This window comes from Leptolyngbya iicbica LK (genome assembly GCF_004212215.1).
GTDB classification, from domain to species: Bacteria; Cyanobacteriota; Cyanobacteriia; order Phormidesmidales; family Phormidesmidaceae; genus Halomicronema; species Halomicronema iicbica.
The window spans coordinates 31,930-54,127 of sequence record NZ_QVFV01000008.1 but is presented as its reverse complement, the minus strand read 5'-3'; the positions used below and the strand labels follow the sequence as shown (position 1 = coordinate 54,127).

General features: G+C 54.0%; 17 protein-coding genes and 1 pseudogene. 8 read left to right on the top strand and 10 right to left on the bottom strand.

What is annotated here, in order from left to right; genetic code table 11:
• Positions 1-24 precede the first annotated feature (24 nt).
• Complete coding sequence (gene proX, locus DYY88_RS20835) at positions 25-1,122, top strand: glycine betaine/L-proline ABC transporter substrate-binding protein ProX (RefSeq protein WP_084607018.1); 1,098 nt, start codon at positions 25-27, stop codon at positions 1,120-1,122.
• Positions 1,123-1,502: 380 nt separating this feature from the next.
• Here proX and rlmN read toward each other — a convergent pair whose 3' ends face one another.
• Positions 1,503-2,573, bottom strand: coding sequence for a dual-specificity RNA methyltransferase RlmN (gene rlmN, locus DYY88_RS20830; RefSeq protein WP_039726222.1), 1,071 nt, complete (start codon positions 2,571-2,573; stop codon positions 1,503-1,505).
• A 215-nt stretch (positions 2,574-2,788) separates the two neighbouring features.
• Here rlmN and DYY88_RS20825 point away from each other — a divergent pair, with 215 nt between their 5' ends.
• Complete coding sequence (locus DYY88_RS20825) at positions 2,789-2,995, top strand: hypothetical protein (protein WP_039726221.1); 207 nt, start codon at positions 2,789-2,791, stop codon at positions 2,993-2,995.
• 98 nt (positions 2,996-3,093) lie between these two features.
• Here the strand turns inward: DYY88_RS20825 and nblS are convergent, their stop codons facing one another.
• Positions 3,094-5,049 carry a two-component system sensor histidine kinase NblS gene (gene nblS / locus DYY88_RS20820; protein ID WP_242517650.1) on the bottom strand — a complete coding sequence of 652 codons (1,956 nt, stop codon included), beginning with the start codon at positions 5,047-5,049 and terminating at the stop codon, positions 3,094-3,096.
• 224 nt (positions 5,050-5,273) lie between these two features.
• Between nblS and DYY88_RS20815 the strand changes: the two genes are divergently transcribed.
• From DYY88_RS20815 to DYY88_RS20805, 3 genes are all read left to right on the top strand, one after another.
• Positions 5,274-6,053, top strand: a complete 780-nt coding sequence (locus DYY88_RS20815; RefSeq protein WP_039726220.1) for an ABC transporter permease — start codon at positions 5,274-5,276, stop codon at positions 6,051-6,053.
• 229 nt (positions 6,054-6,282) lie between these two features.
• Entirely contained in the window at positions 6,283-6,471 is a 189-nt protein-coding gene (locus DYY88_RS20810; protein ID WP_039726219.1) for an NblA/ycf18 family protein, read from the top strand.
• A 649-nt stretch (positions 6,472-7,120) separates the two neighbouring features.
• On the top strand, positions 7,121-7,999 hold the full coding sequence (locus DYY88_RS20805) for a universal stress protein (protein WP_039726217.1): 879 nt from the start codon (positions 7,121-7,123) through the stop codon (positions 7,997-7,999).
• A 76-nt stretch (positions 8,000-8,075) separates the two neighbouring features.
• Here DYY88_RS20805 and DYY88_RS20800 read toward each other — a convergent pair.
• The 4 genes and pseudogenes from DYY88_RS20800 to DYY88_RS20785 form a co-directional block, all read right to left on the bottom strand.
• Positions 8,076-9,556, bottom strand: a pseudogene (locus tag DYY88_RS20800) (serine/threonine protein kinase).
• 489 nt (positions 9,557-10,045) lie between these two features.
• Positions 10,046-10,486, bottom strand: a complete 441-nt coding sequence (locus DYY88_RS20795; protein ID WP_039726216.1) for a hypothetical protein — start codon at positions 10,484-10,486, stop codon at positions 10,046-10,048.
• Between the two features lie 239 nt (positions 10,487-10,725).
• Positions 10,726-11,928: an anhydro-N-acetylmuramic acid kinase gene (locus tag DYY88_RS20790; protein WP_201278974.1), complete on the bottom strand. Its 1,203-nt coding sequence runs from the start codon at positions 11,926-11,928 to the stop codon at positions 10,726-10,728.
• Positions 11,915-12,637, bottom strand: coding sequence for a potassium channel family protein (locus DYY88_RS20785; RefSeq protein ID WP_039726214.1), 723 nt, complete (start codon positions 12,635-12,637; stop codon positions 11,915-11,917). Before DYY88_RS20785 ends, DYY88_RS20790 begins: the two co-directional genes overlap by 14 nt.
• A gap of 330 nt (positions 12,638-12,967) precedes the next feature.
• Here DYY88_RS20785 and DYY88_RS20780 point away from each other — a divergent pair, with 330 nt between their 5' ends.
• A complete protein-coding gene (locus tag DYY88_RS20780; RefSeq protein WP_039729638.1) occupies positions 12,968-14,131 on the top strand; it encodes a GuaB3 family IMP dehydrogenase-related protein in 1,164 nt (387 codons plus the stop codon).
• Positions 14,132-14,647: 516 nt separating this feature from the next.
• Complete coding sequence (locus tag DYY88_RS20775) at positions 14,648-15,184, top strand: GNAT family N-acetyltransferase (protein ID WP_039726213.1); 537 nt, start codon at positions 14,648-14,650, stop codon at positions 15,182-15,184.
• Positions 15,185-15,256: 72 nt separating this feature from the next.
• Here DYY88_RS20775 and tatC read toward each other — a convergent pair whose 3' ends face one another.
• From tatC to DYY88_RS20760, 3 genes are all read right to left on the bottom strand, one after another.
• Entirely contained in the window at positions 15,257-16,036 is a 780-nt protein-coding gene (gene tatC / locus DYY88_RS20770) for a twin-arginine translocase subunit TatC (protein ID WP_039726211.1), read from the bottom strand.
• Between the two features lie 62 nt (positions 16,037-16,098).
• The gene (locus DYY88_RS20765) at positions 16,099-16,983 is read right to left on the bottom strand and encodes a helix-turn-helix domain-containing protein (RefSeq protein ID WP_039726210.1); all 885 of its coding nucleotides are present in this window, start codon (positions 16,981-16,983) and stop codon (positions 16,099-16,101) included.
• Between the two features lie 88 nt (positions 16,984-17,071).
• Positions 17,072-19,249 (bottom strand): transglycosylase SLT domain-containing protein, encoded by a 2,178-nt coding sequence (locus tag DYY88_RS20760; RefSeq protein WP_201278971.1) that lies wholly within the window; start codon positions 19,247-19,249, stop codon positions 17,072-17,074.
• A gap of 303 nt (positions 19,250-19,552) precedes the next feature.
• On the opposite strand from DYY88_RS20760, the gene DYY88_RS20755 reads away from it, so the two are divergent.
• Positions 19,553-21,028: a leucyl aminopeptidase gene (locus DYY88_RS20755; RefSeq protein WP_039726207.1), complete on the top strand. Its 1,476-nt coding sequence runs from the start codon at positions 19,553-19,555 to the stop codon at positions 21,026-21,028.
• A gap of 108 nt (positions 21,029-21,136) precedes the next feature.
• On the opposite strand, the gene DYY88_RS20750 is transcribed toward DYY88_RS20755, so the two are convergent.
• Positions 21,137-22,066, bottom strand: a complete 930-nt coding sequence (locus DYY88_RS20750) for a hypothetical protein (protein ID WP_130199546.1) — start codon at positions 22,064-22,066, stop codon at positions 21,137-21,139.
• Positions 22,067-22,198: the final 132 nt, after the last annotated feature.

Genomic DNA, 22,198 nt, shown 5'->3' with positions numbered 1-22,198 from the left:
TTATGCAGTTCAGTTTTCGACATTATGGTTTTCAATTTCGATACTTTCAAATTGCCCATCGCGGCTAATCGTCTCGGCGCAGCCGCAGCCGTAGCGGTGGCGATCGCAGGCGTCTCTGCCTGTGGCGGCGAACAAGCCACCGATACCGGCACAGACTCCGGCGAGACCACTGAAGAAACCGCCGCTACTGGTGACCTGCCCGGCGAAGGCGTCAGCGTTGTACCTGGCTATGCCGTGTTAGAAGAACTCTTTCAGACCGAGATTGTCAACATCGGTCTAGAGCAGATGGGCTATACGATCGAATCGCCTAAGGAGCTCGAATACGCTACCCTGCACGTTGATACAGCAAACGGCGGTATCACCTACACCGCAGCCCATTGGGAAACCTTGCACGAAGAGTTTTTCGCCAACAGCGGCGGCGACGACGCGCTTGAACGCACGGGTACTTACATTGCGAACGTGCTGCAAGGCTACAAAATCGATACTGCCACTGCCGAAGAATACGGCATCACCTCTATTGAGCAACTGCAAGATCCCGAAATTGCCGCCCTGTTTGACACCGATGGCGACGGCAAAGCCAACCTCACAGGGTGTAATCCTGGCTGGGGGTGTGAACTTGTGATCGAACACCAACTGGATGAATACGGCCTCCGGGATACGGTGCAACATGAACAAGGACAGTACTTTGCCCTGATTGCCGACACCATTACCCGCTATGAGCAGGGCGAGCCCATCCTGTTCTACACCTGGACTCCCCTTTGGGTCAGCGGTGTGCTGACAGAAGGTGAAGATGTGACCTGGTTGGAAGTGCCTTACACCAGCCTGCCCGAGGCTCAAGCTGAGGTCACTGAAGATGACACCAGTGCCGAAGGCAAAAATCTCGGCTTTGCCGTTGACCAGCAGGTCATCTTGGCCAACCAAGAATTTGTTGATGCGAATCCGGCAGCGGCCAAGTTCTTTGAACTGATTGAGGTGCCCATCGGTGATGTGAGCGCTCAGAATCAGTTGATGCAAGACGGCGAAGATACCCCGGAACAAATTCGCGCCCATGCCGAAGAGTGGGTGGCCGAGAACCAAGAACAGTTTGACGGTTGGATTGAAGAGGCTCTTGCCGCTCAATAAGCCTGAGACACATTTTTAGGTTGCTCAACCCGCCGGAAGTCTTGCTCCCGGCGGGTTTTTGAATATGCAGAGAGAGGGCACAGAGCGTTGACGGCCAATTTCTGTGATCCATATCAAAGGCAGTAGCCATCACAAACACACAATCGCCTGCGTGATTTGGGGTGGGGATGCGGTGGTTTTAAGTAGCCACATTCCCTGCCCCCAGAATGAAAAGAACTTTTGTGTTATTCCTACTGATCCTGGCTAGCGTCGAACCGCTAGCGAAACCCACCGATCGCTATCAACTGCTCCACGCCCAGCCGCTGATTGGGATTACGGGTTAAGTGACGCAGGCAAGCTTGCCGCATCGTCACCGACCATACCGCTCTGAGGCCCATGAGTTATTCCGGCATGGATGAGTCGCTCAGCTTTTGGGCGCGGAGCTGGCCGCAGGCGGCATCTTTTTCCAATCCCCGCGAATAACGGACGCTGACTGCAACGTGACGTTTTTGCAGTTCATCCACAAAGGCTTGAATTTGGCGATCGCTCGGCCGCTGATAATCCACCTCACTGATGGGATTGTAGGGAATCAGATTGACATGACTCTGAAAGCCCCCCACCATCTGAGCGAGTTCTGCCGCGTGCTGGGGTAAATCGTTCAACCCCGCCAGCAAAATATATTCAAAACTCACCCGCCGGCCTGTCGTGCGGACATAGTCATAACACTCGTCAATCAGTTCCTCAAACGGATACTTCCGCGCACTGGGAATCAACGTTTCGCGCAGCTGTTGATTGGAAGCATGAAGACTGACGGCGAGCGTGATTTGGAGCTTTTCTTCACCCAATCGCCGAATCTGTCCCGGAATGCCCACCGTCGAAACCGTAATCGAACGCTGACCAATGCCGATATCTTGGTTGAGCGATCGCACCGCTTTAACCACGTGCGGCGCATTGAGCAGCGGTTCACCCATACCCATAAACACAATATTGCTGACCCGCTGACCAAAATCTTCCTGCACCGTCAGCACTTGATCCACAATTTCATAGGTCTCAAGATTACGCAAAAAGCCACCCTTACCTGTCGCGCAAAAATCGCACGCCATCGGACAGCCCACCTGCGATGACACACACACCGTCAGTCGCTTTTCTGTGGGAATGCCCACCGTTTCAATCACGCTGCCATCCGTCAGCTTCAGCAGATACTTAATCGTGCCATCTGGCGCAACAGAACGAAAATGCAGATGCGATCGCCCCACTGCCACATCAGCAACCTCCGCCCGCCACGCTTTCGAAAAGACCGTAATCTCAGACAAGCTTCGTGCGTATTTCCCATAAATCCATTGGTGCAACTGCTTGCCGCGATAGCCCGGCTGTCCCTGTGCCTGCACCCAAGCGGTCAACTCATCCAACGATTGGCCCAGCAACGGCGTCACCGTAGCATCAGGGGTCGTGGCAGTCACAGTAGAAGACATGGCATGGGTTCACAGAGGTAACTTCTCTATCCTACTGACTGCCACGCTGAAGCGATCGCCTTCCGCCCCTCCTGAATGCCTTATTCGACAAGTATGAACCGTTGCCACAGCCTGACAACTAACAGGTCATCAGCAAGCCCTACAGCAATCCCTTAAAATTTGTGTCGGGGGTGATGTGACCGCACCCTAACCGCAAAGCAGTTCGGAGAAGTGGAATGGAGACAATCAACTGTGCCGAAGCCTGTAAGAATGGCTGCATTCTGGGGGATAAATGCCCCAATTTAGAATACAAAGAACAGGCTTCCAAATTTATTGAAGAAACCTCCCTCGACCAAATGCTCGCCATGGCGGACGAAGCCGTGCGACGCAAAATGATGGAACGAGCGTCCCAACCGCCCAAGTGGGTGGTGCCAGAAGACTAGTTGGCAACTGCTCGCAAACACCAACAGACAGCGTTTAATGCGTCGCTGACAGCCAGCGATAACTTGCCTCGACTGACAGCGGCAGCATTAAAGCCGCCTTAATTATCGTTACTGCTTTGAGTTGAGATCAGTTCTGGCGAGACCTCATCTGGGGTTTCGCCTTCATCAGGGGTCGCCACCATCACCATCGGCGGCGTCTCAGACTGATAAACGGGCAGATCAAACCAAAAAGTCGTCCCCACGCCGACTTCACTGACCAAATGCACCTGGCTGCTGTGTTTTTCGACGATATTTTTCACAATCGAGAGCCCGAGACCAGTTCCTTCCAGGGTGTGTACCCGGTTTTCGACGCGGAAGAAGCGATCGAAAATGGCCTCTTGATCTTCAGCCGCAATCCCAATGCCAGTATCCGCAACTTCAATGCGGATAAATTCATCTAAACTGTCGTGATGCTGTTCTGTGGGGAGTTGGTAGGCCCGAATCATCACCTGGCCACCCGCTTCGGTAAACTTCAGCGAGTTACCAATCAAGTTACCCAACACCTGTAATAGCAAATCATAGTTGCCCCGCACGGGTGGCAGATTAGCTTCGATTTCATGATGGAGGCTGACTTTTTTGTCCCGTGCGTTGAGCTGATAGGTGCGCAATGTTTGCTCAATCGGTTGCGCCACCTCGACCTCACCAAATTGATAACGACGATTCGACTCTAAGCGGGACAAATCGAGCACATCATTCACCAACCGAGTTAAGCGATCGGTTTCATGATTAGTCGTTTCCAAAAATTCTTGGCGCTCCTCGGTACTCAGGTCATCCCCGTATTCGTGCAAGGTTTCGATAAATGACTTGATATTGAACAACGGCGTCCGCAGTTCGTGAGAGACATTGCTGATGAACTGGCTTTTGGCCTCATTCAGAGCGACTTCTCGCGTCACATCTTGAACGGTAATTGCAATCCCTTTAACATTTTCGCGCGACGGATCGAGCACCGTATTCAGCAGCACCCGAATGGTGCGACTGGTGGGCTCAGTCAACACAATGCGAAATTCCATGCCCTCGGACTCACCCGCTGAGGCCATAAAGAGGGGGCGCGTGAGTTGCACCCGTACCGCATTCGGAAAATGCTGCAAAACCGTGGTGTTGCTGAGGTCACGCCCTTCCCACCCAAAGATGCGTCGAGCGGCCGGATTGACCAACACAACATGCATATTGGTGTCGAGCAAAATTGCCCCATCGGCGAACGTGGAAACGAGTGTTTCTAGCTTGGCTTTTTCAGCGGTTAATTCTTCAATATTTTGTTCTTCGTAGCGCTCCAGGCGCTCGGCCATATCGTTGAAACTGTAGATCAGTTCCCCCAATTCACCGCCCAACGGCAAATCAATCCGCTGCTTGAAGTTACCCGCAGCAATGTTTTTCACCCCAGTAAGCAACTCTTTGATGGGTTGAGTGATGGTGAGCGCATTAAATACCGCACCTAAAATGACCATGGCCCAAATCGACACGAATACCGCCACTGTGACATCGCGGGTCAAGTTTGAGGAAGCGACGACGGTGGGATTTGGGTTAATTCCCAGGGCTAAGACGCCGAGATAATTGCCGTCGTACTTGATGGGCACGAAAACATCGGTCACTTCCCCCGCTGGGGTTAAATGCTGACGAACAAAGGGCAGATTGGCGTTGCGGGCGTAGTCATCCGGCAATTGCATCCGCCGCCGCAGGGTGAGCGAGCTTTGAACGGAGGCATCGGAATAGGGAATCCCAAAGTAAATGGAGCCTTCATCATCGGCATAGAGCATGTACCGCACACTCGACGTGCTCTGATAAAAGCTGTAGGAAAACCGCGCCAGCTCTTCAGTATCCCCTTCATAAACCAGGGGAGCGACGTTGGCTGACAGGAGCAAGCCCAAGTCGCGACCAAACCGTGTGTCATTAAAACGCGCATCTTGCTGAATGGAGTTAACGGCCCAAAACGTCAGACCACTCATAAGTAGTGAGACAACAAGGGTAGCCCCAGCCAGCAAGCGCGTCTGTAGCGTGAAGTCACGCCACCAGCGCATCAAGACATCCTGAGTTTTTTTGAGCAGGCTGATCAATGCTATCTCCAGCTAGCAAATCGTTTACGGTGTTGCCCCAACATGGCTTCGAGCCTGAGACCATAACTCTTAACAGCGACAGTCAATTACTCGCAACGGAGATTTTTTCTGGGGTGAATCTATTGTGGCATGCCAACTTGCATTGGTAACGTGGCTACAGTCAGGATTAGGCCTTAAGGTGCACAGCTATGGCAGTCAAAACCCTGCAAGAAGCGATCGCAGTGGCGCAACGAATTTGGCAAGAGTTGTGGCGGCGACGACGTAGCCTGATTTTTTGGGCAGTCTTTCCCGTCTTGATGCTGGTGATGAACAGCCTGATCTTGGCTGAGCGGGCACAGATTGATACCGCGCTCGCCTATCAACAAGCGGCGGCCCCCACGCTGGTCGGGGCGGCGCTTTTTTTTAGCTGCTTGGGGGGCAGTGTCGCGACTGTGGTATCGGAGCGAGAACAACAGACCCTCAAGCGATTGTTTCTCTCACCGCTCAGCGGCATGGCCTACTTTTTAGGCATTTTTGTGGCGCACTGTGGCATTGGACTGGCTCAAGCGCTTTTGGTATGGGCGATCGCGATCGCCGTCGGCGCTGAGTTTACCGGATCGCTACCGCTAGCTGTGCTGATCATTCTGCTCAGCATTGGCGCATATGTGGGATTGGGCTTTATTTTAGGCACGCAACTGGCGCGACGCACCGAAGACGTGAATGCGTTGGTGGCGGCTTTTGGAGTACCGCTGCTGTTGCTCGGAGGAGCGTTCTTACCTATCCGTCTATTTCCCGATTCGCTACTTTCCCTGGCCGAATATAATCCGGTGTATCACATGATTTTGGCCTTGCAAGCGGCAGTGGATAACACCGAAGACGGCGAGGTAATTGTCCCCCACCTAACTTTTTTAGTGGGCTTTGCAGGGGCAATGCTCATTGCGGGTTGGGCCGCTTACCGACAAATGTTGCGGCGAGAACGCCAGCTGTAAGTGCAACTTTAAAATTCCCCCACAAAATTTCATCCCTGGAAACGGTAGCCTACTTGTCACTCCAGCCACAAACAGTAGTCTATTTGTCAAACGCTTTTTACATTTTGTAAGATATTGATAGCCACTTGCGGAAGTTTGAGGCGATCGCGGGTACAAAAGATGCAACTTGCGAGTGAATTTGTCTCACACGTTCTAGCAAGGGTTGTTTCTCAAGTTGGACGATTGAATCATGAACGAACCGATGAAACTCACGTTGGAGCAAAAGTTTAGCTTGCGCTCCTTTGAGACCCAAGTCGATAAGATGAGCCGTGAGCAAGCCCAAGAGTTCTTGGTCAAGCTATACGAGCAAATGATGATGCGCGAAACCATGTACAAGCAATTCTTGAAGCATGAATGGGGCATCGACTCCGCCGCGTAACGTATCGCTCTGAACGGTTACTGACTTTATCGATCTGTTCTGTACTGATGAGGGACGACCTCCTTCTCTCGCTGAGTTCTACTCAGAATTGAGCTGGGGATGATGGGGCGTTTACCTTATTCATCAACTTCCAACGACATCTCTCGACCTTAGTATTGGCTTGGTTGAACTCATGCAGCTCTCTGTGATTCCTCGCTGTCTGTCAGCGTAACTGGCCATTACATCGATATTTTTGAACCACATCGGCACCATTCTTTTCACAGCCGTATGGTGCTCTCCACTAGACCAACTTTCGTGATTTTTTAGCTGACTCGCAGGCTGCTGCGATCGCCTGCAGAACTGGAAAGCCAGCCCTCCTCACAGCCGTAGAGTCGACAGCAAGAAGGGAACAAAAGCTCACCTTGCAAATTCATTCCTTTGAGTAGTCCGGCTGACTTTCCCCGCTTGATAATGTTGCTTAGCGGCTGCCCTGACCAAGCATTCGCTGCTGGCCTTTCAGGAATTGCTCGATCATCCCCCAAGAGTTCATCCCGCTCAAAATGGGCGTTTAGATATTTAAGCGGTTGTTACCGTATCCCCATCTTTCATTGCTGCTGGTGCTTAAATGCATCATGATAAGGACGCTAGCGCTCGGTGGAGTAGCCTTTTGATGTTTCAGAAAGCTCTGATCAGTACTGATTTAGAAGATGGCCTATATCGTTTGGCATATACCATTCCTAGCTTGGTAGAGAGTGGCTTCAAAGACATTACCTTTTTCCACAATGTGCCAGTCGAAACTGATCGCAGCGTCCCGAGAGTGGATGAAGATGAAGTTGCCGCCGCGCAGACCAAGCTCAAAGAGGTGATTCAAGAGGTGCCTGACGGGGTAGATGTCAAGGTCCTGGTAAGCGGCGGTCGGGCCAGCAGCAACATTTTGCAAACAGTTGAGGAGACCGGCTGTGAGGTCCTCTTTTTGGGGATGCCCACCCGCAATATCTTGTCGGAAAAGCTCTTTGGCAGCACCACGATGAAACTCGTGGAGCGGACGCCAGTGCCGATGATGATTTTGCGGCCCCATCTGATTTCGACATTCACGACGGAAGAATTGTCGCTACGCTGTCGCCATCTGTTTCATTATTTGCTGATCCCTTATGACGGAACAGCAGGCTCCACAGAGTTTTTAGAGGCCCTCAAAGCCAGAATTCAGCAAAATCCGCCCCCAGCCGATCATCAATACTGGCTGCTTTGGGTGATTGACGACAACATTCGCCGGGAATTGCAGGGGGATCGTCCCATGGAGGATGCCCGCCAACGCTTGGAAAAAGCCGCTGAAATGTTGCGGGAACTGAATCTTAAGGTGGAAACCTTGGTGGTCGAGGGAGACCCACTGACGGAAATCTTGCGGGCAGCTGACCGTCACGATATCGGGGCGATCGCGACCTCTTCGCGGGGCATCGGCGGCTTACTGCGCTGGTCAGTGCCTAGCTTGACTCGTGAAATTTTGCGCCATAGCTGGCATCCGGTGCTGTATTTCCCAAAAGCTGATTAAGGCAGAAATCCAGCGCCGTCTCTCCCAACGGCTTAAAGCTGTCGTTGACTCAGAGCTGGCCACAGCGGCAGACATATCAATCAGTATCGAGATACAACGACTCTAAATGCTGTAAGACTTTTTCCTTGAGGTTGTTGTTGAGTTCATCGCGCAGCATTTGTTTGCTGAAATTTGGGCTGCCCACCGATGGCTGAGTACGGGCCGTCATGACCCAGCTTTGCAGCATCTTTTGTTGCGGGGCAGCGATGCTACAAGTGACCACGTGGGCACATTTTTGGGGTTCCTGGGTCGAAAAGTAGAGGACTTTGTACTCTCCACTTTGGCCCAAATGGAAGGCAATTTCCTGGCCTGCCTGAGTTTTGAGATCGAGGAAGCAGGGGAGCCAACGCGGTCCATGCTTGGGACTATACAAGACCGTGAGCCACAGCGCCATGGGATGAGGTGACATAGTGCAAATAAAGGTGTTGTAGCGCGTTCCTCGCAGGCGCTTGGCAATCTCGTCCGGCGGCATCATCACCCACAACGTCGAGAGTGCACCGTCACGACTTTGGAGAATATGGGGAAAGACAATTTCGGCGATCGGTTTATTCGGCGGCCACGAGGCGAGGCGACAGACATCCCCTTCAGTCGTTGATAACGCATCGGAGGGAATTTCAGCCGGCCTCTCTTTTTTAGCTTTGGGGGAGATCGGCACGCGCGATAACGCTGCCCCAATTCGTTGTCCGACCCGAAAGCCTGTACCGTATCGCTGTTCTAGCGGTTCCAGGGTGTTGAGAATCGCCACAATATTTTGCGGGCGTTTATCTACCTGTTTTTCCAAGCAGCTCATCACCAAGTTTTCTAACACCTGGGGAATTTGCAAATCTGGGGCGGCCTGGCTCATCGGCGTCGGCGGCTCGGTATGGTGCACCTTATACCAACCGCCAAAAGTGTGGCTTGCAGCCCGCAGCGGCAAATGCCCTGTCAGCATTTGGTACATCAAGATTCCCAGGCTGTAGATGTCAGAGCGGTTGTCCAGTTCTTTGCCTTCCATTTGCTCGGGCGAGGCATAGGCCAGCGTTCCCATAAAGGAACTGGTCTGTTCGCTATCGGTCTGCATCAGCTTGGCGATGCCAAAATCCAGGACTTTAGCCAGTTCACCGAGGGTCGGGTCTTGAGTGACCAAAATATTGCTGGGTTTGATATCTCGATGAATGATGGGAACAGGGCGATCGTAGCCGCGGACACGAATCCCGTCATGGGCGGATTTAAGACCTAAGCAAATTTGACGAATGATGCCTAAAATCGGGGCAGCGGGAGCGCTTTTTGACTGATTAAGATGCTGAGGCTTTCTCCTTGCAAATATTCCATCACGTAGAACGGGATGTCATCTTCGTTGACGCCGTAATCAGTGACGCGCACTACGTGAATACTGTTTTGTCCGAGTTGAGCGCAGGTGGTGGCTTCTTGCACAAAGCGATCGCGCATCTTATCGGTCAGCAAGGTTTGGGATAGAAATTTAACCGCAACGATGACCCCTCCCAACAACGTGTCTTCTGCCCGATAGACCTTGCCCATCGCGCCTTGCCCTACAAGTTCCATCAGCTCGTAGCGATTCGCAAGTTTTTGCCCAATATTGGGATCTGTCATAGTTGATGCCGCAAGCGCACAAGTTGCAAGTTGAGTAGTCAAATGATTCACCGCGATCATCCCAAGAGCTCAGTCACCCCCAGCTTGAGATATGGTTGGGTCTAACTCCGGCTCTAGCGGAGGGAGCATTCAGCTCAAATGAATCGCAATGATCAGGTGACGAATGAGCAGTCAGACATCTCCGTACCTGACTCATACCAACCGCCATCTTAGCGATGCCGGGTCAATAGTAGGTCGGAGAAGCGATGCTGAAACGATTGTCCTTTCTGCTACAGACAGTAAATGCACCGGAATCTAGCGGCAGAAAGCGGCAACCATTAAAGGGTTTACGATCCCTGATTGGCGATCGCCTCCCCCTGACCGCTTTAACTTAAGCAAGTAGGTTCAAGATACCCAATGTCGGGACACCTCTACCGATTATTGCCTCTCTAGGTTAGCCTCAATTGCAGTGGTTAGATAATGCCCCGCCATGATGCCACTAGAGAGGTGGTAATGCGCTTCACCCACTTGGTATAAGGTTTCAAACCCAGTCCGCCGTTGGCGATCGCCCAAACACCAATACCGCTGAACGACTGAGGCAGGGGCGACCCAACCTTCACCTTCGACCCGACCTAGTTCACTGTGCTGCAAGACAAAGGTGTACTGACGTTCGCCACCGGCTAGGCGGCCTTTGTACTGCAATGAAATTTCGTCGTGGTCATCATTCGGAAATGTGAGTTTCATCACCATAGTGAACCAATTATCTCGGCCCCAGGCAATGAGGATCCCTCCTCGTAATACCATCGGCGGCTTATCACGCTCTAACCAATTGCCCTGCAGCGTCCAGCGACCAGGCTCAATTAAAAATGTGTGATCCAAACCGAGTTTCCTGATAAGGCTGATGACTGGCTAATTGCGATCGCGCAAGCAGAGGCCCAAAGATTATCTGCCCCGATTTCACAAACAAGCCTGACAAAAATAGTAGCGACTATCGGCGGCAGTAGCCACTGACTAGTGAGCAAAAAGTTATTAAAGTTACGCGAATATCCGCACGGTTTCACAGCTAATTCAGACTGGGTCAGCTCATGGATTTGGACGGTTCAGCTTGTTGCCAATGCTTATCTCCGCCCTATGCCAATTGAGGCGCTGGGTGTGGGCTGCCATAACTCACCCAGTACTGCTTCCTGGCGTGCCCCCGTCACACTTGGCAAGTTGCCTGGAAAGGCTTGTTGCCGCCAATAAGCCAACACCGCAAAGGCCAGGGCTTCTTTCAGATCGGCGGCGACCCCCGCCGCACTCGTCGTTTGTATAGTGACTGTCGGTAAATGCGCTTGCAACCGACTGACCAGGGATTGATTATGGCTACCCCCGCCACAGAGCAACACCTCATCGGGGAGTTGGGGCAGAAAGGTCTGATAGCTGTGGGCAATGGAGCAAGCAGTGAGTTCGGTCAAACAGGCCAAGACATCCGCCGGGGGCAGGTCATACGCCGCCGCATCTTGCAAACACTGGTTTAAAAAGTCCTGGCCAAACAGTTCTCGTCCGGTCGATTTGGGCGGTAGCTGGGCAAAATACGGATGCGCTAACCAGTGGGCCACCAAGGCAGGATGTGGCGTGCCCTGGGCAGCCCAAGCACCATCGCGATCGTAGGTTTGCTGACCGTGGGTGAATTGGGCAACGGCTAAGTCAATCAGGCTATTACCAGGGCCGGTATCCCAACCGATTACTTTAGGTGGAGTTTGACGGGGGGCCGGCCAGGGAGGAAGCAGGGCCACGTTGCCGATGCCGCCAATGTTTTGAATGCAGCGGGTACGAGTGGGATGGCTCAGCAACGCTAAGTCCACTGGCGGCACCAGCGGCGCTCCCTCCCCCCCAGCGGCGATGTCTGCTTGGCGAAAATTGCTCACGGTGGGGCACTGGGTCAGGGCAGCAATAAGATCACCACGCCCCAGTTGCAGGCTGTAGGCCAGATGAGTTTCTGAGGGAGAGCCCGCAGTACGAGGGCGATGAAAAACGGTTTGTCCGTGAGAGCCGATGAGATCAACCGGCCCATATTGGTCGATGAGCGTTTGCGCGGCTTGAGCAAACTGGCGGGCGATCGCATCATCCAAAGTAGCGAGGTCGGCGATCGCCAACGGTGCGCCTGCTCCCACAGCGAGTGCCTGGTCGCGCAGGGCAGCTGGATAGGCCAGTGTGTCACCGCCGATGACATCTACTTGCAAGTCATAACCCGTGCCCGCAATCGTCGCCACCACCCCATCAATGCCATCTACGGAGGTGCCACTAATGAGGCCGATGACACGCAGGCTAGGCTTTTTCATCATCTTCCAGGGGTAAACGTTCCAAACCGTGGTTGCTGCCGATGACGACCATCACCGCCCCTTTATGCAACTGCGTCACAGGACTCGGGTTCACTTCAAATTTTTCGTCATTGCCGGGGTGAGTAATGGCCAGTAAAGTCACCCCATATTTATTACGCAGATCTAAATCTGCGATCGTGCGCTGATCAAAGGCAGTCGGGACTCGCAGTTCCACAATGCTGTTGTCGGGATCCAGCTCAAAGCGATCGAGAATGCCGGGACGGGTAATCGCTCGCGCTAAATTGCACCCCATTTCATGTTCTGGAAAGACGACTTGGTCAGCACCAACCCGATGCAACAACTTGCCATGGGTTTCGCTAGACGCTTTCGCCACCACATAGTTCACGCCCAGTTCTTTCACATTCAACGTGGTAATGACGCTCTCTTCGATGTAATTGCCGATCGCCACAATCACCGTGTCAAAGTCAGGAATACCCGCTTCTTCGAGCGCCAACCGCTGGGTCGAATCAAGTTGTACAGCATGAGCGGCAATCTCATCCTTCAAGGCTTGGGTCACACTTTGTTCATCTTGGTCAATACCGAGAACCTCATACCCGAGCGCGTTGAGAGTCATGCAGACAGCTCGGCCAAAGCGCCCCAGGCCAATCACGGCAAATTGGCGATTACGAGTCCTTAAACTGCGAAAAAAGCCTAGTGACGACAGATTCACGGAAAACGCTCCTTAGGATCTGGAGAAAAGAGAACAGTCGCAACCGTGCCCCGGTCACTTGACCTTCAGATTTAGTCTACCGATACCTGCGTGACTGCTCGTTACTTTGGCGAAATTTAATTGTGAGGCATTGCCAATATCACTCGCGAGGCAGAGGCGATCGCCCACGGCTACCATCATGCCGCGAGATGACAGACAGCGGAGAGTCGGCCATGAACGAGAGCCCATCACGACTTCGTTTCCCCTCCCAGTAACCTCGCCTGTGGCGATGGACTAAGTAGCCCGACAAAATGTTAGCCTGTCTGAATGACTTCTGGGATGGAGAGAGCCGTGGAGATTCAATTAGGTCGAGGAAAAACTGTTCGTCGGGCGTACGGTTTTGATGAAATTGCCCTGGTGCCAGGTAACCGTACGTTAGACCCTCAATTAGCCGACACCCGTTGGGAAATTGGCGGCATTGAGCGTGAGATTCCCATTATTGCAAGCGCGATGGATGGCGTAGTGGATGTCAACATCGCTGCTAAGTTATCACAGTTGGGTGCCCTCGGAGTGTTGAATCTGGAAGGCATTCAGACTCGCTACGACGATCCCGAACCCATCCTCGACCAAATTGCGGCAGTGGGCAAGGATGAATTTGTCACGCTGATGCAACAGCTGTATTCCAAACCCATTCGCCCCGAACTCATTCAACAACGGATTGCTGCCATCAAAGCCCAAGGGGGCATTGCGGCGGTGAGTTCGACCCCAGCAGGAGCCGCCAAGTTTGGGCCAGCGATCGCCGAAGCGGGCGCTGATTTAATGTTCGTCCAGGCGACCGTGGTTTCCACTGCTCACCTGTCCCCCGAATCCATCACACCGCTGGATCTGGCGGAATTTTGTCAAGCCATGCCAATGCCCGTGATTTTAGGTAACTGCGTCACCTACGATGTGGCGCTTAATCTCATGAAAGCCGGAGCCGCAGGCGTTCTCGTCGGCATTGGACCAGGCGCGGCTTGCACCTCGCGGGGTGTACTTGGCGTCGGCGTACCTCAAGCCACGGCCGTCTCTGACTGCGCCGCCGCCCGCGATGACTTTCAACGAGAGACGGGGCAATACATTCCAGTGATTGCCGATGGTGGCATCGTGACGGGCGGCGATATTTGTAAGTGCATTGCCGTCGGTGCTGATGCGGTGATGATTGGCTCACCCATTGCCCGTTCACAAGAGGCCCCCGGGCGCGGCTATCACTGGGGCATGGCGACCCCCAGTCCAGTGTTGCCGCGGGGCACTCGCATCAAGGTGGGCAGCACCGGCACCCTGGAGCAAATTCTCCGAGGCCCGGCTCAGCTAGATGATGGCACCCACAATCTATTGGGCGCGCTGCAAACCAGCATGGGCACCCTCGGCGCTAAGAACTTGAAGGAAATGCAGCAGGTAGAAGTGGTAGTGGCTCCGTCCTTGTTAACTGAGGGCAAAGTTTATCAAAAGGCTCAGCAGTTAGGCATGGGGAAATAGGGCGATCATCGGTCCCTGATTCTCGCCATTTTCTGGCCTGTCAGCGCTTCGCTGCTAGCGGTAACGGTAGAGAGCATTAACAATTCACAACTATTCGCCAATCGCTTGCGGCTTATAGCCTTGAGCGGTTGGCTTTAACTTGCTTTTATCTTTAGCCAAAGAAACATTAATTTTGACAAGGTTGGGAGTGGCGGAATTGTAACTGTCACACTTACAATAAGGTGTATCGGAGACGAAAGTTTCCGTTCACTCCTCACACCACACTCCGCTCAGACTTTGTCTGGGCGGTTCCTTTTTTTAGGTACTCACAAGGGTTAAGACCTCCGGTTAGCCATGAATGTTGCCGCTCTTCATAGGACGACATTTCCGTTAACCGACAGCAATATGAACGGGCTTGCGTGCCGATAATGATGGTCACAAACGCCAGCCTGTGGCGGCGATCGCGACTCTGCAGTCACGCACCCTCCCGTCATGCCCTACCCTAGAGGGCACATTACCCAATGCTCCCAACTCCCCATGAATTTCCGATTTGCGACTCAAAATGACCCCGCAGCGATTGTGTCGCTATTTACTTCGGTCTTTGCCCGGTCGGAAGGTGAGGCAGAGGGAGCGTTGATTGGTCAACTCGCCCGAAATTTGCTGGCGCAAACCGAGGAGTCTGACCTGGCTTGCTTTGTAGCCGCCGAAGCGGAGCAAATCTTGGGGGCGATCGCGTTTAGTCGATTAACGTTTGACCCGGCGATCGCGGCTTTCATCCTCGCGCCTGTCGCGGTGCGCAGCGATCGCCAAGGCCAGGGCATTGGTCAGGCTTTAATCCGTTATGGCTTGGCAGAACTCAAGCATCAGGGAGTAAGCTTAGTGCTGACCTACGGTGATCCAGCGTTTTACAGCAAGGTAGGTTTTCAAGCGATTTCACCCGAGCAGATCATTCCCCCCTTCGCGCTGTCGCAACCGGAGGGATGGTTAGGGCAATCGCTGAGTGAAGCAGCGATCGCAACCTACTCTGGTCGCTGTACTTGTGTCGCCGCCTTAAGTGATCCCCAGTATTGGTAGCCACCGCCACTTGCTTGAGGGCAGTGGATAGGTAATCAGAATGATCCTCGTCAAGCGCCGAGAAGCGCATCCCTAGCGGCCTGAGAGTTTGACCAAACCAATGCCGCCGAAATAGAGAGAGAGCACTGCGCCGCCCAACAAACTTTGGGTGACGGGGTCGGTCGAGGGGGTCAATACCGCTCCTAAAATCGCCGCCCCGAGCAAAATATAGCGCCAACCCTTCAGCATTGATTGTGAGTTGACAATGCCCAGGAGGGCAAGCAGGAACTGTACTACAGGTACTTGGAAAGCTAACCCCGTACTGAACAGCAACAACAATACGAACTCGAAGTAGCGATCGATCGACCACAACTGCTCCACCACGTTTTCGCCATAGCTGATGAAGAAGTTGAGGGCAGCAGGAATGAGAGCAATGTAAGCAAAAAAGAGCCCCACAAAAAAGAGGACGCTAGAACCCAGAACAATCGGCCCGATTACCCGTCGTTCACGCCGAGTCAGGCCCGGCAGCACAAACATAATGATTTGATACAGGATAAAGGGGCTGGCGATGAGCAGGCCAGAATACCCGGCGACCTTTAACGAGACGAAAAAATATTCTCCCGGCGAGAGCTGTAAAAATTTCGCACCCTTGGCTGGAACCTCCAAGAGCTGAACAATTTTTTCCACAAAGGCAAAACAGCCGATCACCCCGACAATGACGGCAATGAGCGAATAAAAAATCCGCATCCGCAGTTCTTCGAGGTGATCAAAGATCGACATCTCCACATCGCCCGGCACCTCATCCATATAAGCGTCTGGGTCAAGCTCATCGGTGCGAGGCGCTAGGGTTTTGGTCTCGGGAGAAGTGGTCATAGCCAAGGTAAGAGTGGTTCAGGTAAGGTCAAACCCTTATTCATTGTAAGAGTCATCGCTGGTCATGGGGAGGCGAGCGTCTCGGCATCGGTATCCGGGGTCAGCGTCAGGTTACGAACGGCACCGGGCTGCCCCAAGGGTTGCTCTTCACTACCGTTAAAGGAGAATAAAACGCCCCCGGAGTTACCTGACGTGATGCGGATTTCGTTTTCCCCGGTCCAGGTTTCTTGGCTGCCAGCCGCGAGGATGCCCTCGTATGCCACCTCGCCATCCACAGTCACCCGCATCCAGGCGTCTTGTTCCAGGTTGACCGCAAAGGTCAGGCCATCACTAGGGGTGGTGGTAGGGGCATCTGCCTCATCCGGATCTGCCTCATCCGGATCTACCTCATCTGGGGCGATCGCATCTGCCGCTTCGGTAGAAGTTTCGGGGGTCTCCGTGTCAGATTGCGCGGTAGAAGGCTCAGGAGCTGGGCGCGTCACGGCCCAGGTAATTAACCCGACCACGGCGGCGAGGCCGATAATGCCCAAAATCCAGTTACGGCTAGCCCCACCGCTAGACGATGTGGCGAGGCTGCCATTGCTGGGGACGGGCTCCGCTTTAGACAATACTTTTAAGCCGTGCTTGTCTTGCTGCTTGACCACCCCTTCCACCGTGCTGCTGGTGGCTAAGACAGGATCGGGCAGTACAGCGACTGGCGTGGGCTCAAACTGCTGCGAAATCTCGCGACCGTCGAGCCCCAGGTAATCGGCATAGCGGCGGATGAACCCTTGGACAAAAACGGGCTCAGGCAACGATTCCCAGTCACCGGACTCGATCGCGGCCACTAACGCAGGCCGAATAAAGATTTGGTTGGCAACTTCATCGATGGTTGTGCCTTGCTCCTTTCTCAAATCACGGAGATAAGCACCCACGTTGCTAAGTTGCTCCTGCTGAGCTGGATTCACCTTGCACCTTGCCTCTTTCAGGGAAACGGTAATGAATTGCGTCTGACAAGCCACCCATCACCAGCTAATTGTAAAAGGAAATGTTACGTTATTTTGGGTCAGACTGCTGTAAGCGCTCAACCTGGCGGGCGATCGCGGGATTGTAAAGTCGCAAATAGTTCCAGTAGCCACCAAAAACAGCACGAATGTAGTTCTTGGTTTCAGGGAACGGGATCTTGTCCGCAAAATCATCGTCATCGACATAGCCGCCCCGAGCAATCCAGTCGGCGACGTTGCCCGGGCCAGCGTTGTAACTCGCCACGGCATAGAGGGAATGGTTGCTGTATTCCTCATGGGTGTAGTCGAGATACCAAGTTCCCAAGTTGATGTTGTCGTTGGGATCATCCAGGTTGGCAGCCGTGATATCCGATTTCGACCGAATCCAATCGGCGGTATCGGGCATGACCTGCATGAGCCCTGCCGCCCCCACCACAGAGCGAATCTGAGGCTCAAAGCGCGATTCTTGCCGCATGAGCGCCGTGACTAGCAGCGGATTCAGCTGGCGTTCGGCTGACCACTTCGCGATGAGGCCACTGTAGGGAAACGGATACAGCGTTTGCCAGTAGGCCGGATGCTGCTGCACCTCAGCCTGTTGGGCTTGCTCGTCGGGCGCATCGCGCCAGTCCAGGCTGGAAATCATAAACATGCCGTCGAGATTATCGCCCACGCCCACCCGCAAGACCCCATCGGTAAATTGTTCGGTGACGGAAGGATCTTGAGCATTTTCAAACTCAACTTGCCAGAGGGTCCAGGCGTCTTTGTCCTGGCCCAGCAGATATAGTTCTTGCAGCTTGTCAGACCCGGCGGGCAACGGTTGCCGCTGAGTAGGGAGCGCAATATCGGGCTGTAGCGATCGCACCGTTTGAAAATCGCCCACTTCCCAGCCCAGGGTGCTGGCGGCCCGCCAAGCAAAGTAAGACTCGGGATAGTCGCGAATGACTTGCTCCAACCGCTGGGTCGCGCCTGACTCATCCCCCGATTGGAGCGCCCACTTGGCGGCCCAAAAGCCGAGCTCTGGGGCGAGCTCGTCATCGGCGTTTTCCGCCAGCAATTGATCGGCCCACTGGATCGCCGCCGACCAATTCCCCGCATCTCCCGCGTTATGGGCATACTGCGATCGCAACTTGGCCGCTTCTTCGGAACCGCTGTATTCCGCGAGGATGCGTTCGCGCAGTTGGGCCGCCGTGTCGGGACTGTCGAGCGACGCCATAATCGCCGCCTGTTCGGCCAGAGCTTCCGCCGCTCGCTCAGGGAAACGCTCCACCACCTGATCCAGAATTTGCAGCGCCGTTTCTTTATCCACCAGGTAAGACAGTCGAATCAGCCCCAGGGCCGTTTCAGAAGCCTCGGGGAACTCGGCATCTAGCCGGTAGTATCCGGCGATCGCAGCGGCCCGTTGCTCGCCAATTTGCGATCCCCGAGCGGCGCGATACAGTACTTGCGGACTGGCAGGCGCTTGGCTGTAGGCATTGCCCGCCGACTTATAAGCTTGCCGCTCCCAATAGGCGAAGCCCACATCCTGCCACTCTTCGGGGGTCAGTTGGTCGCCATACTTTTCCACCAGCAAATCAACAAACGTCAGGACATCAGGATGATAGATGCCGTGGCGCGTCATGATCAGCAGTAGCCCTTTTTCGTCTGGGGGTTGTGCTGTTTCCACTAAGCGCTTGTGGGCGACTTCGACACTGCGGGGATGGGCGGGAAATTTTTGCAACAGCTGATCCCACTGCTGCGGTTCTTGCTGGCCGAGTTGGTACAACGCTTCCCCAGAGGCAGGATGCTCACCATGCTGCTGAAGGACGGTTTGCCAGGTCGTGTTGGCAGTTTCGGTGTCGCCGCTGGCTTTTTGGGCCTTGCCGAGCTGTATGCGACTGTGGACGGCAAGTTCAGGAAAATCTTCGGGCAGGGTTTCCAACAGGGGCACCGCCGCACCGCCCCGGCCTTGGTCAATCAGATCTTGGGCTAGCAAATAGCGCGCGCGCACCTGTTCTTCGGAGACGGGTTGGGCGGCGATCGCCTGCAATGACTCCGCTCGCGTTTCGGGCGATTGTAGTGCCAAGGACCACACCAGCGAATCGGCTGGAGCCCCCATCACAGTAGCCGATTCGACATCTGCCGCCGGATCGGAGAGTCCCGACGGGTTCGGCAACCAGCCCGCGGCATCCACCAACGCCAACGTTGCGCCGAGCCCCAAGGCCGTTGCCCCCGAAAGTCCAATCCAGGGCATCCAGTTTCCTAACCGCCGCCGCATTGCTGTTTCCCCTTCATTACAAAATCGTGTAGTGCCAGTGCGCTGCCTCTAGCAGTTCTAACAAATCCCCCGTCAAATGCGTTGTTTGCTAATGCGCTTTTGGGGTGGATAACACCCCCTCGCTATCGTTTACCGACAACACGGCAGGGGGCGACAACCCAGACGCCTTGCCGACCTGACTCGAAAATTAGCTGCCCCACCCGCCAGAAAATTGCAGAACCTTCCAAGCTGTAGTCAAATGTAAAAGGTATTTTCTTCACAACAGCGATCGGCCTCCCTATGGATCTCCATTTATCAACTCAGCCCGTACTTGACTGGACTGGCGACTGCCTGGCAATTGGCGTCACTGAGGCAGATTTGCCCCTGTCTGGAGGGTTGGCAGATTTGGACAGCAAGCTCTCGGGTGTGGTGCAAGAGTTGATTGACGAATCTGAGTTTAAGGCTGCGGCTGATAGCAGTGCAGTGATTCGTGTCGGCTCTAGCGGCCCGGTGCGAAAGTTGGCCCTCATTGGCCTGGGCAAACCGGAGGCCATGACGCTCGAAACCCTGCGCCGGGCGGGGGCGATCGCCGCGCGACTAGCTAAAAAAGAAAAGTGCAAAGTAGTGGGCATGAGCCTGCCGACCTGGAACGCAGACACCTCGCTTTCGGCCCAGGGCATTTGTGAAGGGGCACTGCTGGCCCTGCATGAAGATAACCGTTTCAAGTCAGAGAGTGATGACAAAAGTTTTGCCATCGAGCGCATTGAGCTAATTGGCTACCCGAACGAAGCGCCCGCGATCGCTCGCGCCCAGCAGGTCGCCGACGGCGTGATTTTGGCGCGAGAACTGGTTGCCGCCCCGCCCAATGTCGCAACCCCCGCCATGCTGGCCGAGACGGCTGAAGCGATCGCTCGGGATCACGGCATTGAAGTCGAGATTTTGGAAAAGGAAGCCTGCGAAGCACTCGGCATGGGGGCCTTCCTCGGGGTAGCGCAAGCCTCTGATCTGCCGCCCAAATTCATTCACCTGACTTATAAACCGACCGGCACTCCGCGCCGCAAGCTCGCCATCATTGGCAAGGGCCTGACCTTTGACTCCGGTGGCCTCAATATCAAGGCTGGGGCTGGCAGCATGATCGAGATGATGAAGTTTGACATGGGCGGTGCCGCCGCCACCTTGGGAGCCGCGAAAGCGATCGCGCAAATTAAGCCCGATGTCGAAGTCCACTTCATCAGCGCCGCTGCGGAAAACATGATCAGCGGCAATGCGCTGCATCCCGGCGACATCATCACTGCCTCTAACGGCAAAACCATCGAAGTCAACAACACCGATGCCGAAGGCCGCCTGACCCTTGCAGATGCCCTCGTCTTTGCGGAAAAACTGGGTCTTGACGCCATGATCGACCTGGCGACCCTGACCGGAGCCTGTATCGTGGCGCTGGGCGATTCCATCGCGGGTTTGTGGAGTCCCGATGATACTTTGGCAGGCGAAATTGAGGCGGCATCCGTCACCGCTGGCGAAAAGCTGTGGCGGATGCCGTTAGAAGAAAAATACTTTGAAGGGATGAAGTCGCTAGCCGCCGACATGAAAAACACCGGACCTCGCTTTGGCGGCTCGATTACCGCAGCGCTGTTCCTCAAACAGTTTGTGAAAGAGACGGCCTGGGCACACCTCGACATTGCTGGTCCCGTGTGGAACGAGCGCGAAAACGCCTACAACAGTCCGGGAGCGACAGGCTACGGCGTGCGCACTCTGGTGAACTGGGTCTTGTCGTAAGTCTCGTCCAGTCCACTCAAGACCTGCTCTAGCAATACTTGTAAAGTGTCTGCCAAGTCTGGCTTTACAAGTATCGGCAGACGATCTAGCGCAGATACGGCTCGATCGTTATCGACGCTTGGGTGGATTTCTTTTCTGCTGTCCCGGAGGCAGTTGAGTCGGCTGTGTGAACTCAAGTTCAGGTTCTTCGCTGGGCTCTGTCACACAGGGAATCGGATTGTCCCCTTGGCCACATTCTTGCCAACCCCGGCTTTGATTCGCAGGCCCGCCAGTACTAATCAGCTTACTGCTCCCTTCATTGCCGTCGCTAGATTTAATCCTGACGGCAAACATCTGCTCAGAAAAGTCAACAATGCTGAGATCTTGACCAAAAATTTCAAAGCTGGTTTGTTCGATATCGTCATTACCGTTGCGGCCAATTTTCAGGCCCAGGTCGAACAAAGTATTGGTATTGCCGCCACCATTGAAGTTGACGCCGCCGCCTAAGTCATCGACAGCATTGGCCTGTTGCACCGCTTTAGTGATGTCTGCACCAGTGATGACCAAACTACCGGCGATCGCATCGTTCACAAGATTCAACCAAATACCACTGATGTCTCCAGCAACATTGGTTCCCGAAGTGTTGATCGAGGCTGAAATGCGGACACCGCCAGCAATATCCTCGACCAAGAAATCAACTTTGGTGTCGTCTCCCGTAAATTCATTCACGGAAAATGAGAACGAAGCGGCGCTGGCAGGAGGAGCGAACGCTGCGCCCCAACCAACACCAGCAAGGGCCAGCGCCAGGGATAGTACGGGTACTTTCGTTGTCAAAATTTGCTGCCAGTTGAAAGACATGATGGAACGAGGATTGCTAAGCGACTTTTCCAAACGCGGCCCGCAACGATGACCACGACCCAGTAAAATCACTGAGTTCAGAGAGGTCATGGCAGTGCATTTTCCAAGTTTTCTTGTACGTGCTTGTACGACAATACTCCAGACGACAAAAAAGAAGTGATGTAAATCACCAATCTTTATCGGGAATTTACGGATGTGCAAAACTACTGGGAATTCATGGATCGCGTTGTTCTATACCCACCAGCTATGGGTTGTCCCTAACGGGTAAGGATATGGAGCGGAATTTCTAACGAAGAGGCGATGCCGCGATGGCAAAACTCTGTGAACCTGGAA